Here is a 15636-nt window from a genome sequence, read left to right as displayed (position 1 = left end):
ACGCGACAGCGCGGTCACTTCGCCGCGGCGGTCGCCAGCAGTACGGCGAACACGAGCGGGGCGGCCGTCTGGTAGCCGATCCACACCTCGCCCCCGGCGCCGCTGCCCTGCCACGCCATCAGCAGGCCCGCGAGAGCCGTCAGTACCCAGCCGCTGTCGTAGGCGATCATGAGCCGCGTGTACGTGCGCACCGGTCGGCTGCGCACATAGCCGATCTCGATTCCGCCGCAGGTCAGCAGGGCCGCGCCGGAGGCGATCAGGAGCCAGGCCGGGGTGTCGAGCAACCGGCCGAGCGGGGCGGCGCCGGCGATGTGGGCGGCACCGTGACGGCATCTCAGGCCCAGCGCCTGACCACCGGGCTCAGGGCACTGTTCGTCGGCCTCACGCAGGGCGTCACCCTCGGCCTCGCCCCCGACGCGGACGAGCAGTTCTTCGCCGACAGCGCGCGGGCTCTGGCGTCCGGTGTCGCGGGCGGGACGGACGTCGGCTGATCACCCGTTGCGGGAGCCGGGGGCGGGGGAGGGGCGTGCCGCCGGCCGGGGTGCGGTCATGTCGAGCAGGAGCAGGGCGTCGTGGTCGGGGGTGCCGGGTTCGGCGGTGTAGACGACGATGCGCTGGCCGGGGGTGCCCTCCACGTGCAGGGACTGGGGGGTGAGGGTGAGGGTGCCGACCTGCGGGTGCTGGAACGTCTTGTGGGCGGGCTTGCGTCCCGTCACCTCGTAGCGCTCCCACAGGCCCGCGAAGTCCGGGCTCTTGAGGAGGAGTTCGCCGACGAGGTTGGTCAGGTCGGGGGCGTCGGGGGCCGTACCGGCGATGGCGCGCAGGCGGGCGACGCAGCCGGTGATCCGCCGCTCCCAGTCGGTGAAGAGGTCGCGGGCCGCGGGGTGGAGGAAGAGGTAGCGGGCGAGGTTGCGCTGCTTGACCGGCCAGTCGTCGAGGCCCGGGTAGAGGGCGAGGCCGCCGGGGTTGTAGGCGAGCATGTCCATGCTGCGGCTGATGACGTAGGCCGGGTTCGGGCGCAGCGAGTCGAGGAGCAGCCTCAGGTGCGGGCGTACGGTACGGCTGGGCGCGGGCGGTGGTTCGGAGACGTAACGGGCGGCGCGGGCGGCGAGTTCGCGCAGGTGCTGGTGCTCCTGGTCGTCCATGTGCAGGGCGCGGGCGAGCGAGTCGAGGACGGCGGGGCTGGGGCGGGTCTCCTTGCCGCGTTCCAGGCGCACGTAGTAGTCGATGCTGATGCCGGCGAGGGTGGCCAGCTCCTCGCGGCGCAGGCCGGGGGTGCGGCGGAGGCCGGTGCCGACGGTGAGGCCGACGTGCTGGGGGCTGGTCTGGGTGCGGCGGGCGCGCAGATAGCGGCCCAGCTCGGCGCCCTCGCTGTGCGCGCTCTCGGTTGCCATGACTCCAGTCTCACCCGTCCGGTCCGTGCCGCGCGGGTGCGTGAGGGGCCCTGTCGTTACCCCTGAAGAGCCCGCCCTGCCACACCGGCGTGATCCGCGCGAAGGTGGGTGAGGAAGACGCCGGTGCCCCCGGTCCCCGCGGGCACGATCCGCCGGGGAGACGCGTGCGGGTGCCGGGCGACGCCATGAACCGGAGAGGGCCCCATGCGCTACATCAAGCTGCGTGACGTGGATGTTTCCCGGATCGGTCTGGGCGCCATGGGCATGTCCCACGGCTACAGCGGCGCCGGCACCGACGACGCGGAGTCGGTCCGGACCGTGCACCGGGCGCTGGAGCTGGGCGTCACGCTCATCGACACCGCCGAGATCTACGGCCCGTACACCAACGAGGAGTTGGTGGGCCGGGCGCTGAAGGGGCGCCGGGACCAGGTGGTGCTGGCGACGAAGTTCGGCATGATCTCCCACGGCGGTGCGGGCACCTGGAACGCGGATTCCCGGCCGGCCAACATCCGTACCGCCGTCGAGGGCTCGCTGCGGCGGCTGGGCACCGATCACATCGACCTGTACTACCAGCACCGGGTCGACCCGGACACCCCGATCGAGGAGACCGCCGGCGCGGTCGCCGAGCTGATCGCCGAGGGCAAGGTGCGCGCCTTCGGGCTCTCCGAGGCCGGCCCGGACACGATCCGCCGCGCGCACGCCGTCCAGCCGGTCACCGCGGTGCAGTCGGAGTACTCGCTGTGGACGCGGGGGATCGAGGAGCGCGTCCTGCCCGTGCTGCGGGAGCTGAACATCGGCCTGGTGCCGTTCTCCCCGCTCGGGCGCGGCTTCCTGACCGGCACCGTCCGCTCCACCGACCAGTTCGACGAGGACGACTTCCGGCGGGGCAACCCGCGCTTCTCCGGCGAGAACTTCCGGCGCAACCTCGCGATCGCCGACGCGGTGCAGGCCCTGGCCGCCGAGGTCGGTGCCACGCCCGCGCAGGTGGCCCTGGCCTGGCTGCTGGCCCAGGGCGACGACATCGCCCCGATCCCCGGCACCAAGCGCGTTGCCCGAGTCGAGGAGAACACCGCCGCCGACGCCCTCACACTGACCCCCGGCCAACTCGCCCGGCTCGCCGCCCTGCCGCCGGCGTCCGGCGACACCCACAGCGAGGCCCAGGCCCGGCTGCTCGAACGCTGATCTCCCGGGCCGGCCGGTACGGCCCCTCATCCCCCGAACGACCCGCACGACCCCCTGTTTGGAGCAGACCCCTCATGCGCGCAGCAGTGATGTACGGAGCCGGAGACGTCCGCGTCGAGGACCGGCCCGACCCGAAGATCGTGCGGCCGGCCGACGCCGTCGTACGCACCCTCGCCGCGTGCGTGTGCGGCAGCGACCTGTGGCCCTACGCGTCGATGCCCGCCACCGACACCGGCCGCCCCATGGGCCACGAGTTCCTCGGGGTCGTGGAGGAGACCGGCGCGGACGTGACCGGGCTGACGGCGGGTGACCTGGTCGTCGCCCCGTTCACCTACAGCGACAGCACCTGCGACTACTGCGCCAGGGGCCTGCACACCTCCTGCCGCAACGGCGGCCGCTACGGCTTCGACGGCGTCGACGGCGGGCAGGGCGAAGCCGTTCGCGTCCCGTACGCCGACGGCACCTTGGTCAAGCTGCCCGTGGCCGCCGACTCCGCGCTGCTGCCGTCGTTGCTGGCGCTGTCGGACGTGATGACCACCGGCCACCACGGCGCGGTCACCGCTGGCGTCGGCCGCGGCGACGCGGTGCTGGTCGTCGGGGACGGCGCGGTCGGCCTGTGCGCGGTGATCGCCGCCAAGCGGCTCGGCGCCGAACGGATCGTGCTCGCCGGCCGCCACGAAGCGCGCACCGGCCTGGGCCGCGAGTTCGGCGCCACCGACGTCGTGGCCGAGCGCGGCGACGAAGGCATCGCCCGCATCCGCGAGCTGACCGGCGGTGTGGACAAGGTGATCGAGGCGGTCGGCACCCGCCAGGCACTCGACACCGCCTTCGGCGCGGTCCTCGACGGCGGCACCATCAGCCGCCTGGGTGCCCCGCAGTACGAGCGGGGACCGCTCGACCCGGCCGGGTTCAGGCGCAACCTCACCCTGACCGGCGGCATCAGTCCCGCCCGCGCCTACATCGAGCGGCTGCTGCCCGACGTCCTCGACGGCACGATCACCCCGGGCCGCGTCTTCGACCAGGAGTTCGCCCTCGACCGTACGCCGGACGCCTACCGGGCCATGGCCGACCGGCAGGTCCTCAAGGCCCTCGTCCGGCCCTGATCCCCCACCCATGGACAGCGGAGGGACGCCTGAGCCCGCGCCGGCTCCGGGGTGCCCGCGAACCGCGGCACGCTGTTGTCCGGCGCGTCGGTCCTCGTGGTCAGTCGGAGTCGCCGGCCGGCAGGAGCAGGAGTTTTCCGTGGGCGTGCCCGGTCAGGCTGATCTCGAGGGCCTTGCGCCAGTCCGTGAGGGGGAAGGTTCCGGCGACCGGGACGGTGAACCTGCCTTCCGCGGCCAGCTGCGCGAACTCGGGGAAGGCGCCGAAGCGATCTTCGTCGGTCCGTATCGGGGGGTCTTCGTGAAAGCTGTCGCGGACCCCGAGTTCCGCCGCCGCGGCCAGGTCGGAGCAGGTCAGCACCCGCCGGGGGTCGCCGTCGACGATCTCGACCAGCTGGGGCAGGGCGCCGTTGGGCGGCGCGGTGTCGAAGACGACGTCGACCCGGCCGACGCCGAGGGCCTCGACCCGGTCGGCCAGGCCGTCGCCGTAGCCGACCACCGTGGCTCCGAGGGCGCGCAACCGCTCGGCGTAGGTCTCTCCGGCGGTGGCTGTCACCCGCGCTCCGCGGATGAGGGCGATCTGCACGGCCGCGTAGCCGATGGTGGTTCCGGCCCCGTTGACCAGGATCGTGCTGTCCTCGGTCAGGCCGAGTCGCGCGAGGTGCCAGGACGCGGTGCTCAGTGCCATCGGGAGCGTGGCGGCCCGGGTGAGGTCAAGCCCCTCGGGTACGGCGAACCAGCGGTCCAGCACGGCCCGGTCCGCCGCGCCCGCGCTCGGCTGGCCGGCGAAGTCGGCGGTGCCGAACACGCGGTCGCCGACGGCCACGTCCGTGACGCCCGCGCCGACGGCCTCGACGGTGCCCGAGACGTCGTAGCCGATGCCACGCGGCAGGGTCCTGGGGAAGAGTCCGCGGCACAGGGCCCAGTCGGCCGGGGCCAGTCCGCACGCGTGGACGGCGACACGAACGCGGTCGGGCCCCGGCTCGGGCACGGGAGCGGTCTCCAGGCGGAGGACGTCGGCGGGCTCGCCGTTCTCGTGGAAGCGGACGGCGCGCATGGTCTCCGGCGTGGAAGCGGGTTCGGTCATGAGGTCTCCTCCGAGGATTAAACGGAACGTGTTCCGTTTGGCTCGGGGTCTAGGCTAACCCCATGACCGCCCCAAACGGAACGCGATCCGTTTAGAGATGACCGCCGACCCGATGGCAGCCGACCCGTCCCCGGCTGCCTCCCCGCAGCCGCGCGCCGACGCCGTACGCAACCGAGAGAGTGTGCTCGCGGCGGCCACCCGCGTCTTCGCCACCTCCGACACCGAGCCGTCGATGCGCGAGATCGCCCGGCAGGCGGGCGTCGGCGTCGCCACCGTCTACCGCCATTTCCCGACCCGGGAAGCGCTCGTCGACGCCGTCTACCAGGACCAGGTCGTCCGACTGACGGCCGGGGCGCGCGAGTTGCTCGCCGGCCGTCCGCCCGCGCGGGCACTGCGGCTGTGGATGGACCTGTTCGGGGAGTGGCTGGCCACCAAGCACGGCATGACCGACACCCTGCTCGCCATGGTCGACACCGGCGCGATCTCCCTCGCGCACACCCGCCAGGAACTCCTGGCGGCCATCGCCACGATCCTCGAAGCCGGCGCCGCCGCCGGGGACATCCGCGCCGACGTCCGCCCCGAGGACGTCTCCGCCGGCGTCCTCGCCATGCTCGCCGTCGCCGCCAGGTCCGGAGACCCCGACCAGGCCCGCCGCCTGCTCGACCTCCTCATGGACGGCCTCAGGCCTCACCCGGGTGCCGCCGACGGGCTCTCCCGCTGACACGGACTGCTGCCCGCGGAGACCCCGGTGGCGGGGGCGGCTGTTGCTGTGCGACGCCCGACGCCTTGGTGAACCGGGTCACCAGGGAGACGAACCGGCCGGCGTCCTGGACGAGCATCGCGTGGCCGGCGTCGGGGAACATGACCCGCTCGGCGTGCTTGGCCCGGTGCGTGATGATGCTCGCGTTCCCGGGCGGGGTGATCTTGTCGAGGGAGCCGTTGGTGATCAGCATCGGGACGGTGCTGTCGGGCAGCTTGTCCCAGGTGCCCTCGAAGGACTCGTAGGCCTGTCCGGCCTGGTACTGACGCAGCAGCGTCTCGTCGCCGACCTTCTCCGGCGGGATCAGACCGAGCTGCTCGATGTACGCGGCCCGCGCGGCGGTGGCGTCGGCGGGGAAGAGCAGGTCCATCAGCTGCGGGCCCGTGGTCCTGGGGCTGTTGAGCTCCTTGGCCACGGCGGCCGGCGTGTTGATGGCCCGGCTGCCGCCGAGGTCGCCGCCGGTGCTCACGAGCGCGCTGATCGCACCCGGGTGGAGCGCGGCGACGGTCAGACCGATCTCGCCGCCCATCGACCAGCCGAGCAACGCGGGGTGCCGTAGACCCAGTGCCTCGATCAGACCCACGGTGTCGTCCGCCATGAGCGGGATGGTGTCGGGGACCGAGGTGTCGTCGGTCGTGTAGCCGACGCCGCGGTTGTCGAAGACCGTGACGTGGTAGTGCCGGCCGAGGCGGCTCAGCAGGTCGACCGTCCAGTCGCTCATGGTGCCGGTGTCGCCCATGACCATGACGAGGTCGGGGCCCGAGCCGAACCGGCGGTAGCCGATCTTGATGCCGTCGACCGGGATCCGGCGCACCGGCCCGAGGAACGCGCCCTTTCCGGTCGGGGCGGAGTTCGGGACGAGGGCCGACGCCGCCGTGGTGGTGGCGGTGGCGGTGATCGCCGTGGCCTGCGCGCTCGGCCTGCTGCTCGAAGCGCTCGAAGTGCCGGTCGCGTGCCCGCCGCCGGACGAACAGGCGACCGCTGCGAGGGCCACGGTGGCGGCGGCCAGGGCCAGCCGAGGCCGGGTGAGGGCACGCGGTGTGCGGTGCGATGCGGGCATGAGGGGCCTCCGTGCTGGTCAGGTGCGGGTGGGGTGTTGAGCGGGACGGGTGGAGTGTCGAGCGAGGTGAGTGGGGGTGCGGAGCGAGGTGAGTGGGGGTGCGGAGCGGGGCGCGCTGTGGGTGCGGTGCGTGGGGCGAGCGCCGTGCTGCGGGTTGTGGCGTGGGTTGGGCGGTGCGCTGCGGGTTGTGGCGTGGGTCGGGCGGTGCGCTGCGGGCTGTTGCGTGGGTCGGGCGGTGCGCCGCGGGTGCGGCGCGTGGGGCGAGCGCCGTGCTGCGGGCTGTTGCGCGGGTCGGGCGGTGCGCCGCGGGTTGTGGCGGGGTCGGGTGTCGCGCTGCGGGATGAGCGTCGTGCCAGGGGCTGTTCCGCAGGTCGGGCGGTGTGCTCGCGGTTGTTGCGCGGGACGAGCGCCGTGCCGCTGGCCATTGCGCAGGGCGAGCGTCGTGCCGCGAGCTGTTGCGCGGGTTGGGCGGCGGCTGCGGGTTGTTGTACGGGTCAGGCGTCGTGCCGCGGGCCATTGCGTGGGTCGGGCGGAGCGCCGTGGGCCATTGCGCGGGTTGGGCGGAGCGCTGCGGGCCGTTCCCCGGGTGGGCGGAGTGCTGTGGGCTGTCGCGCGGGCTGAGCCTCGTACCGCGGGCTGCTGCGCGGGATGAGCGTCGTACCCGGGCTGTCGCGCGGCTCAGGCCCAGGCTCAGGCGTAGGCGCCCGGCCGGGACGCCGTGCGCTTCGCCTCGCGGTCGACCCGTGCCTGCAGCAGCTGGCCGCGGACGATGATCGTGCCCAGGCGGACGACGACCTCGCCGACCGCCATCAGGAGCAGGGCTACGACCCAGGCCTGGCCGCTGGTGATGTCGTGCGCGGCGGAGAAGCTGGTCAGGTGCGCGGTGCCGGAGGCATGCGTGGACCACACCGCGAAGCCCAGGCGGAAGCCCATGCTGATGATCCAGAGCGCGGCCGCACCGCGGGTGGCCTTGATGAGCACGTGCCCGTCGGCGTGCCGGACGCGGGTGAGCAGACCGCCGGCGAGGCCGAAGGCGACCCCGGTGACCGCGAAGACCACGGCCAGCGGTACGTCGTTGCCGGCGGTCGGGATGTCGGTCAGGTAGTTGCTCGCGGCCCAGGCGATCATGCCGAGCGGGAGCAGGATGGTGCGGGTGGTCATCCGCTCCTCGCGCAGCTGGCGGAGGACGATGAGCAGGAGCGCGATGTCGATGAGCCAGTCGGTTGTCGTCATGTCCAAGAGCATTCGCCGACGCGCCCCGAACTCCTTCAACCCAGGGGTGTAACCCGGGTTGAGATCCCCGCCGTCACTGCTCGGTGTTGTCCACCAGGCCGAAACGCCAGGCCCAGGCGATCAGCGCGCCGCGATCCTCCAGCGCCAGCTTGGCGAGGACATGGTTGAGGTGCGTCTTCACCGTCGCCAGGCTGACGACCATCTCGCGCGCCACCTGCCGGTTGTTCAGCCCCTTCGCGAGGAGCCGTACGACGTCGACCTCCCGCCTGGTCAGCCCCTCGGCCTCGGGAGGAAGCGCCGCCGGCGCGGACGCGGGCGCGGCGGCGGGCGCCTGGGGCTCCGTCACGACGAGCTGCACGAGCCGCCGCTGTACGGCCGGGTCGAGGACGGTCCGGCCGGCCGCCACCTCCCGGACCGCGGCCAGCACCGCCTCGCCGGTCGCGTCCTTGGTCAGGTAGCCGAGCGCGCCGGCCCGCAACGCCGGCATCACCGCGTCGTCGTCGGCGAACGTCGTCAGGATCAGCACCCGTGTCCCGATGCCCGCCGCCAGTATCTCGGCCGTCACCTGCGCGCCGTCGAGCCCGGGCATCCGCAGGTCGACGAGGGCGACGTCGGGCCGCTCCGCCACGGCGAGCCGCACCGCCTCGTTCCCGTCACCGGCCTGCCCGACCACCTCGATGTCCTGCGCCGAGGTCAGCAACAGCACGACCCCGTCCCGCACCACCGCCTGATCGTCCGCGACCAGCACCCGAATCGTCACGCGTCCGCCTTCCCGTCTGCCGTCATGCCGCCGATGTCAGTGCCGCCTGCTACAGCGCCGCCGGCTGCGGCGGCATCCTCGGAAGCGACGCCCACCGCGGCGCCGGAGTCCTCCTCCACGACCGGCACCCGCAGCGCGATCCGCCACCCCGGCCCCTCGGGCGCGGGTCCGGCGGTCACCGAGCCGCCGACGGCCTCGATCCGCTCGGCCATGCCACGCAGCCCCGTGCCGCTGCCCTGCACTCCCGACGGGCCGCGACCGGCCGGCAGCCCATGGTCCCGTACGACGGCGCGCAGCTCGGAGCCCTCCCACACCAGGTCCACGTCGATGGCGCTGCCGGTCGCGTACCGCGCCGCGTTGGTCATGGCCTCCTGCACCGCCCGGTACACCGCGTGCCCGGCCTCGGGTGCGAGCCGGCCGGCCCGGCCGCTGACGCGCAGCCGCGCCTCGCCCGGGAAACCCCTGGTCAGGCCGTCGACATCGGCCACGCCCCGGAGCGGTACGGAACGCAGCGCACCCACCGCCGCGCGGGCCTCCTGCACTCCGTCGCGCGCGAGCTCGGCGGCGCGGTCCAGCGGCCCGGTCAGCGTCGCCGGAGCACCGTCGCGCCGCGCGATCGCCCTGACCGCCTGCAGCTGCATGGACAGTCCGGCGAGGCTGTGCGCGAGCACGTCGTGCATCTCGTGGGCGATCCGCCGCCGCTCCTCCAGGGCCGCCGCCTCCTGCCGGGACGCGCGGGACGCCTCCACCTCGGCCAGCAGCGCGACCGCGCGGTCCCGCTCGGCCTGGAGCGCGGCGTGCTCGATCGAACGGTCGGCGAGCAGCCACACGCCGACGGCCGACAGCAGGCCCGCCACGCTGCCGAAGATCACCATGACCGCGACGCCGAAGCCGGCCGCCAGCAGCGCGACGCAGGCGTTGCGCACCGGCCCGGCCGGAACGCACATCGGCAGCACCGCGGCGGCTGCCAGCACGGGAACCTCGCCGAGCCCGGCGGGCACGAGAGCCATGATGGCGAAGCCGGTCCCGATGGTCAGTGCGACCCCGAACCAGGTCAGCGGCGTCGGCAGGGCCCGGCCGCTGAGCACCATGCCCAGCTCCGCGCAGAGCCCGAGCACGGCGACGACGACCTTCAGCGCCACCCCGTCGGCCGCGATCACCGAGACCACCACACAGGCGATCAGCGCACCCGCGCCGATCACGTCCCCACGCTCGAAGACCCGGCGGCCGCGCTCGGCCGCGGACCGGATCACGTCGGGCCCCATACCCACCATTCCCGCGCTCCGTTCGCCCTCGGGCCGGCTCCCGCCGTCCGCGCACCGCGCGTCCCACACGCGCCTACGGCTGCACCACGGCTGCGTCGAGCCCGACCGACGCGGCGCACTCACGGCCGGCGGCGCACGGCGGCGAGCTTATACGTGGCGCCGGCACGCGCCTCGCCGCGCTCGGTGACCCGCCCGGCACGTGGCATGGCGCACTTTTGCAAGCAGGTGCTTGCAATAGTTAGCGGGGCTGGTGCAAGGTGGAGGCATGGCAACGCTCAACGTCGGCAATCTCGGGGAGTATCTGCGTGAGCAGCGGCGCAACGCGCAGCTGTCTCTGCGGCAGCTCGCCGATGCCGCCGGGGTGTCGAATCCGTATCTGAGCCAGATCGAGCGCGGGCTGCGCAAGCCGAGCGCGGAGGTGTTGCAGCAGGTCGCCAAGGCGCTGCGGATCTCCGCCGAGACGCTGTACGTGCGCGCCGGCATCCTCGACGCCGAGCGGGACGGAGAGGAGCGCCGACGGGAGGACGCGACGCGTGCCGTCGTCCTCGCCGATCCCACGCTCACCGAACGGCAGAAGCAGGTGCTGCTTCAGATCTACGAGTCCTTCCGCAAGGAGAACGGGTTCGAGATCGCCGACGGGGGCGAGGGCAGTGGCCTGAGCGGCAGCCCCGGCGTGGCCGATGTCGGCGACGGTGGTGACGGCGGCGACAGTGCCGCGCCGCACGGGACCGCCGGTTGACCCGCGGACGTACACAACACAAAACCCTCAGCTGATAGCAACCGGGAGGACCATCACCATGGCCATCACCGATGACCTGCGCAAGACCCTGAGCGACCCCACCCCCCTCTACTTCGCCGCCGGCACCGCCGACCTCGCGCTCCAGCAGGCCAAGAAGGTGCCCGGCCTGGTCGAGCAGCTGCGCGCCGAGGCGCCGGCCCGGATCGACGCCGTGCGCGGCACCGACCCGAAGGCCGTGCAGGAGAAGGCCGCCGCCCGTGCCAAGGAGGCCGGTGCCAAGGCCAAGGAGGCGCAGGAGACCTTCCAGACCAAGGTCAACGAGTTCATCACCAGCCTCGACGGTGACCTCAAGAAGCTCAGCAGCAATCTCGACGCCGACCTGAAGAAGTTCGGCGAGTCCGCCCAGGACTTCGCGCTGCGCGGTGTCGGCGTCGCCGCCGAGTACGCCGTCAAGGCCCGTGAGGCGTACGAGAAGGTCGCCGAGCACGGCGAGCAGGCCGTGAAGACCTGGCGCGGCGAGGCCGCCGACGAGATCGAGGAGCTCGCCGTCGCGGTCGAGCCCGACCCGACCCCGACCCCGGCGCCTGTGTCCGAGCCCGTCGTGGTGAAGGCCGAGACCCCCGCTCCGGCCGCTCCGGCCAAGAAGCCGGCCGCCGCGAAGAAGGCCCCGGCCCGCAAGACCACCGCCAAGAAGACAACTCCGCCCGCGAAGTAACACGTACGGGTGATCAGTAACGGGTCGGGCACTCCACGGGTGCCCGGCCCGTTCTTCGGGTAGCGGGAATCCGGTTGCGGGTACGGTGACCGCGTACGGACGAGTCGAGTCGGGTGGTGGACGTAGTGCTGATGCAGGGCTTCACAGGGTTCATGTGGCTGTTGAGTACCGCCCTGATCGTTTTCAGTGGCTTCGCGCTGGTCGACGCGGCCACGCGCCGCGAGGACGCCTATCGCGCGGCGGACAAGAAGACCAAGCCGTTCTGGCTGATCGTCCTGGGGCTCGCCTTCGTGGTGAACCTCATCTTCAACATCCTGTCGTTCCTGCCGATCATCGGCCTCGTCGCGACCATCGTGTACATGGTCGACGTACGCCCGGCCCTGCGCGGCCTTCCCGGCGGCGGCCGCAGCCGCAGAGGCGGCTCCAGCAGCGACGGCCCCTACGGCCCGTACAACGGCGGCCGCTGAAGCCGTACGGCGATCACCACACCCACCGCTCGCTACGGGGTTACGGCGTCCGGTCCAGCATCAGTACCGCCACGTCGTCCGTCAGCTCGCCGCCGTTGAGGTCGCGGACCTCGTTGACCGCGGCCCGGAGCAGTTCCTCGCCCCGCAGGCCCTCGGCGAGCTGGCGGCGGACCATCGCCACCATGCCGTCCTGGCCGAGCCGTTCGCGGCGGCCCTCTCCGACCCGGCCCTCGATCAGGCCGTCGGTGTAGAGCATCAGGCTCCACTCGGCGCCCAGTTCTACCTGCATCCGGGGCCAGCGGGCGCCGGGGAGCAGGCCGAGGGCGGGGCCGTTGTTGTCGTAGGGGAGGAGTTCGGCCGGGCGGCCCGGCCGGGCCAGCAGCGGGGACGGGTGGCCGGCCAGGCAGAGGCCCGCGCGGCGGCCGTCGGGGGCGATGTCGACCGTGCAGAGCGTCGCGAAGATCTCGTCGTCGGAGCGCTCGTGCTCCAGGACCTGCTGCAGCGTGCCGAGCAACTGGTCGCCGCAGAGGCCCGCCAGGGTCAACGCGCGCCAGGCGATGCGGAGTTCCACACCGAGCGCGGCCTCGTCGGGGCCGTGGCCGCAGACGTCGCCGATCATCGCGTGCACGGTCCCGTCGGGGGTGCGCACGGTGTCGTAGAAGTCGCCGCCGAGCAGCGCGCGGGAGCGGCCGGGGCGGTAGCGGGCGGCGAAGCGCAGCGGGGAGCCCTCCAGGAGGGGGGTGGGCAGCAGGCCGCGTTCGAGGCGGGCGTTCTCCTGGGCGCGCAGCTTGGACTCGGTGAGCTTGCGCTCGGCGCGGTCGGACCGTTTCCGCTCCACCGCGTAGCGGATCGCGCGGCTCAGCAGCCGGCCGTCCAGCTCGTCGCGGAAGAGGTAGTCCTGGGCGCCCGCGAGGACCGCCTCGGCGCCGCGCTCGGTGTCGCCGGACGCGGTGAGGGCGAGGACGGCGTGGTGCGGCGCGAGCCGCAGGACGTGCTTGAGCACGGCGAGCTCGTCGTCGGTGCCGTCCGCGGCCCGGGCGGGGGCGGGCAGCGCGAGGTCCAGCAGGATGCAGTGGACGTCGTCGGTGAGCAGCCGCTCGGCCTCGGTGAGGTTGCGGGCGGTGCGGACCCGGATCGGCTTGCCGGTCGGGTCGAGCAGCTCGGGCACGACGGGCGAACCACCGGGGTCGTCCTCGATCATCAGCAGGGTGAGGTGACCGGCCGGGGTGCCGTGGGCGGGGCCGTGGGCAGCGCGGGGCGCGGCGTCGGCCGGGCGGTCGTCCGCCTTGCCGTCGTCGGCCTTGTCGCCCGCCTTGTCGGCGGCGGCGACCGTGTCGTCGTTGACCGTGTCCTGCGTGCGCGGGGCCTCAGTGGCTCCGGAGACGGCTGTGGAGGCGGCCGCGTGGCTGCCTCCGGAACTGTCTCCGGAGGGGCCGCCGATCGCGGGCTCGGTCTGCGCCTGACCACTCTCCGCGGCCGGGACCGCTCTCTGCCGCGGTATGGGTGCGGGCATCGTCCTGGTTCCTTCCCTCCCCCCGAGGGCACGGTGGGGCGAGGGACCTCGACCCACCGACGGGGACCATAGCGGTAGTGGGCGCCGTAAAGGAATGGTGTGAGACAGGTCGCCTGGCAGGCGGCCACTGTCATATGCCGTGATCCGTACGGGAGTTGGGCGGGGTGGCTCTTACCCGGGGATGACGAAGGTCACGCCGGGCGGGTGTTTGGCGCGGAGGGTGCGTGCGCCAGGTCACGTGGCCCGGGTCACCGGTGCCGTACGGATGCCTCGCGCATGGCGATGGACAAGTTACGCATCCGGTCGCACAACGCCCAATATCGGCATCGAACCCGCCCCCGCGACCGTCACCGTCCGCCCCGGCCGCGGGGCGTGGATGATCGCGCCGTCGCCGATGTACATGGCGACATGGCTGGCGTCGTCGAAGTAGATGATGAGGTCGCCGGGGCGCATGTCCTTCACGGCGACGTGCGGGAGCTGCTTCCACTGCTCCTGCGAGGTGCGCGGGATCGGGTCGCCCGCGCTCGCCCAGGCCTGCGAGGTCAGCCCCGAGCAGTCGTACGTCGACGGGCCCTCGGCGCCCCATTCGTACGGCTTGCCGAGCTGGGCCGTCGCGTAGGCCACCGCCGCCTTGCCCGCCGCGGACGCCGTGCCGGTGGCGTCCTTGAGGGCGCCGGTGTCGAGCCACGCGGTCTGCGCCTTCAGCGCGGCCTGCTGCTCCAGTTTGGCCAGCCGCGCCTTCTCCTGCTTCTCCAGCTGGGACTCGAGCTTCTCGGCCGCCGCGATCTGGGTCGTGACCTTCTTCTGGGCGGCGGCCTTGGCCTGGCGGTTCTTCTCCAACTGCTGCCACTGGGCGGAGGCGTCGGCGGTGTACTGCTTCAAGTCCTGCTGGGTGCGGGTCAGTTCGGCGATCAGGCCCTTGGTGGCGCGCTGGCCCTGGAGCACCCGGCCCGTACCGTCCAGGAACGCCTGCGGGTTGTCGCTCAGCAGCAGCTGCGCCTCATCCGGGAGCCCGCCCGTGCGGTACTGGGAGCGGGCCGCGGCACCGGCGCGGTCCTTCAACTCGTCCAGTCTCTCCTGGCCCTTGACGATCTTCTTGGCCAGCTCCACGATCTCCGCGGACTGCTTCTGGGACTTCTCCTCCGCCGCGTTGTACGCGTCCGTGGCGACGGCCGCGTCGTGGTAGAGCGCGTCGAGCTTCTCGCGTACAGCCTCAAGGTCCTTGTTGGTCACGGGGGTTGGGGACGCGGTCGGGGTCGCCGAGGGGGTCGGTGTCGGCGTCGGACTCGCGAACGCCGTGCCGGGTGCCGCGAGTACGGTGACCGCGCAGACGACCGTGATGGCCGTCGTGATCAGGGCTCGCCTGCCCGCTCCCATACCCCTGCCCCCACAATCCCGTATCTGATTGACCGTCAGTAACTTACGGACGCCTGGGGGATCGTGCCATGCCCGCACGTAAAACGACAGAGGCGGTACTTCCCGTACTTCTGTGACGAACGGTCGCCGGGGATCGTTCCCCACGCGCCACACCCGCAACCGGATTCACCCGCGCGGGGCCAACGCCCCCCAGGCCACGGTCACTTCGCCCTGCCGCCAGCGCACCGGTCCGTCCGTCACCGGCCAGTCGGCGATGAGGTCCCGCACCGCGCGGATCCAGCGCTGGCGGGCGCCGTAGGAGGCGTAGGGCGCGGCGGCGGCCCACGCGCGGTCGAAGTCGCGGAGGAAGGCGTGCACCGGTTCGCCGGGGACGTTGCGGTGGATGAGGGCCTTCGGGAGGCGTTCGGCGAGGTCGGACGGCCGCTCCAGGGAGCCGAGCCGCGTCGCGAAGGTGACCGTGCGCGGTCCTTCCGGCCCGAGCGCGACCCACACGTGCCGCCGCCCGATCTCGTCACAGGTCCCCTCGACGAGCAGCCCGCCCCGGGAGCCCCCGCCCGCCGGCGCGAGCCGCCCGCACAGCCGCGCCCACACGTCGGCGACCTGCGCCTCGTCGTACTGCCGCAGCACGTTCGCCGCGCGGATCAGCAGCGGCCGCTGCGGCACCGGGATCTCGAACCCCCCGTGCCGGAACGCGAGTCCCTCCCGCTCGTACGGTCTCGCCGCCGCGACCCGCGCCGGTTCGATCTCGACACCGACCACGCGCGCGTGCGGCGCGACGGTACGGAGGCGTTCCAGCAGTTCCACGGCCGTCCAGGGCGCGGCGCCGTACCCGAGGTCCACGGCGACGGGACCGACGGCCCGCCGCAGCTCGGCGCCGTGCGTCGCCGCGATCCAGCGGTCCATACGGCGCAGCCGGTTGGGGTTCGTTGTCCCACGCGTCACCGTTCCTACGGGGCGGGTCGTGGCGCGGGCTGTCATGGCTAC

16 protein-coding genes and 1 pseudogene are annotated in these 15636 nt (G+C 73.1%); 7 read left to right on the top strand and 10 right to left on the bottom strand.

Going from position 1 to position 15636, the window contains the following annotated elements; genetic code table 11:
* Positions 1-14: 14 nt before the first annotated feature.
* A complete protein-coding gene (locus tag R2B38_RS18025; protein ID WP_318017155.1) occupies positions 15-284 on the bottom strand; it encodes a hypothetical protein in 270 nt (89 codons plus the stop codon).
* Positions 285-314: 30 nt separating this feature from the next.
* Here R2B38_RS18025 and R2B38_RS18020 point away from each other — a divergent pair.
* Positions 315-491 (top strand): annotated as a pseudogene (locus tag R2B38_RS18020) (TetR/AcrR family transcriptional regulator); the annotation flags it as partial.
* Here the strand turns inward: R2B38_RS18020 and R2B38_RS18015 are convergent.
* Entirely contained in the window at positions 492-1394 is a 903-nt protein-coding gene (locus R2B38_RS18015) for a helix-turn-helix transcriptional regulator (RefSeq protein WP_318017154.1), read from the bottom strand.
* Between the two features lie 204 nt (positions 1395-1598).
* Here R2B38_RS18015 and R2B38_RS18010 point away from each other — a divergent pair, with 204 nt between their 5' ends.
* The gene (locus R2B38_RS18010) at positions 1599-2576 is read left to right on the top strand and encodes an aldo/keto reductase (protein ID WP_318017153.1); all 978 of its coding nucleotides are present in this window, start codon (positions 1599-1601) and stop codon (positions 2574-2576) included.
* A 74-nt stretch (positions 2577-2650) separates the two neighbouring features.
* On the top strand, positions 2651-3679 hold the full coding sequence (locus tag R2B38_RS18005; RefSeq protein WP_318017152.1) for a zinc-binding dehydrogenase: 1029 nt from the start codon (positions 2651-2653) through the stop codon (positions 3677-3679).
* A 100-nt stretch (positions 3680-3779) separates the two neighbouring features.
* Here the strand turns inward: R2B38_RS18005 and R2B38_RS18000 are convergent, their stop codons facing one another.
* Positions 3780-4733 (bottom strand): NADP-dependent oxidoreductase, encoded by a 954-nt coding sequence (locus R2B38_RS18000; RefSeq protein ID WP_318021718.1) that lies wholly within the window; start codon positions 4731-4733, stop codon positions 3780-3782.
* Positions 4734-4860: 127 nt separating this feature from the next.
* Between R2B38_RS18000 and R2B38_RS17995 the strand changes: the two genes are divergently transcribed.
* Entirely contained in the window at positions 4861-5484 is a 624-nt protein-coding gene (locus R2B38_RS17995; RefSeq protein WP_318017151.1) for a TetR/AcrR family transcriptional regulator, read from the top strand.
* On the opposite strand, the gene R2B38_RS17990 is transcribed toward R2B38_RS17995, so the two are convergent.
* The 4 genes from R2B38_RS17990 to R2B38_RS17975 form a co-directional block, all read right to left on the bottom strand.
* The gene (locus R2B38_RS17990; protein WP_318017150.1) at positions 5444-6583 is read right to left on the bottom strand and encodes an alpha/beta hydrolase; all 1140 of its coding nucleotides are present in this window, start codon (positions 6581-6583) and stop codon (positions 5444-5446) included. The genes R2B38_RS17995 and R2B38_RS17990 overlap by 41 nt on opposite strands.
* 690 nt (positions 6584-7273) lie before the next feature.
* A complete protein-coding gene (locus R2B38_RS17985; protein WP_318017149.1) occupies positions 7274-7816 on the bottom strand; it encodes a hypothetical protein in 543 nt (180 codons plus the stop codon).
* 73 nt (positions 7817-7889) lie between these two features.
* Positions 7890-8576 carry a response regulator transcription factor gene (locus tag R2B38_RS17980; protein ID WP_318017148.1) on the bottom strand — a complete coding sequence of 229 codons (687 nt, stop codon included), beginning with the start codon at positions 8574-8576 and terminating at the stop codon, positions 7890-7892.
* Positions 8573-9829, bottom strand: a complete 1257-nt coding sequence (locus tag R2B38_RS17975; protein ID WP_318017147.1) for a sensor histidine kinase — start codon at positions 9827-9829, stop codon at positions 8573-8575. Before R2B38_RS17975 ends, R2B38_RS17980 begins: the two co-directional genes overlap by 4 nt.
* Before the next feature lie 277 nt (positions 9830-10106).
* On the opposite strand from R2B38_RS17975, the gene R2B38_RS17970 reads away from it, so the two are divergent.
* The 3 genes from R2B38_RS17970 (at position 10107) to R2B38_RS17960 (ending at position 11762) form a co-directional block, all read left to right on the top strand.
* Entirely contained in the window at positions 10107-10580 is a 474-nt protein-coding gene (locus tag R2B38_RS17970) for a helix-turn-helix transcriptional regulator (RefSeq protein WP_318017146.1), read from the top strand.
* 58 nt (positions 10581-10638) lie between these two features.
* A complete protein-coding gene (locus tag R2B38_RS17965) occupies positions 10639-11295 on the top strand; it encodes a hypothetical protein (protein WP_318017145.1) in 657 nt (218 codons plus the stop codon).
* Between the two features lie 131 nt (positions 11296-11426).
* A complete protein-coding gene (locus tag R2B38_RS17960) occupies positions 11427-11762 on the top strand; it encodes a DUF2516 family protein (protein WP_078651503.1) in 336 nt (111 codons plus the stop codon).
* Between the two features lie 40 nt (positions 11763-11802).
* Here the strand turns inward: R2B38_RS17960 and R2B38_RS17955 are convergent, their stop codons facing one another.
* The 3 genes from R2B38_RS17955 to R2B38_RS17945 all read right to left on the bottom strand — a co-directional run bounded on the left by R2B38_RS17955 (position 11803) and on the right by R2B38_RS17945 (position 15630).
* Complete coding sequence (locus R2B38_RS17955; protein ID WP_318017144.1) at positions 11803-13275, bottom strand: PP2C family protein-serine/threonine phosphatase; 1473 nt, start codon at positions 13273-13275, stop codon at positions 11803-11805.
* Between the two features lie 291 nt (positions 13276-13566).
* On the bottom strand, positions 13567-14652 hold the full coding sequence (locus R2B38_RS17950; protein ID WP_318017143.1) for an NlpC/P60 family protein: 1086 nt from the start codon (positions 14650-14652) through the stop codon (positions 13567-13569).
* A gap of 165 nt (positions 14653-14817) precedes the next feature.
* On the bottom strand, positions 14818-15630 hold the full coding sequence (locus R2B38_RS17945; protein WP_318017142.1) for a class I SAM-dependent methyltransferase: 813 nt from the start codon (positions 15628-15630) through the stop codon (positions 14818-14820).
* Positions 15631-15636 lie beyond the last annotated feature (6 nt).

Origin of the sequence: Streptomyces sp. N50, assembly GCF_033335955.1 — a bacterium.
Lineage (GTDB): Bacteria > Actinomycetota > Actinomycetes > Streptomycetales > Streptomycetaceae > Streptomyces.
Note: the sequence above shows the minus strand (reverse complement) of the source record. Positions and strands in the feature narration are given on the sequence as shown.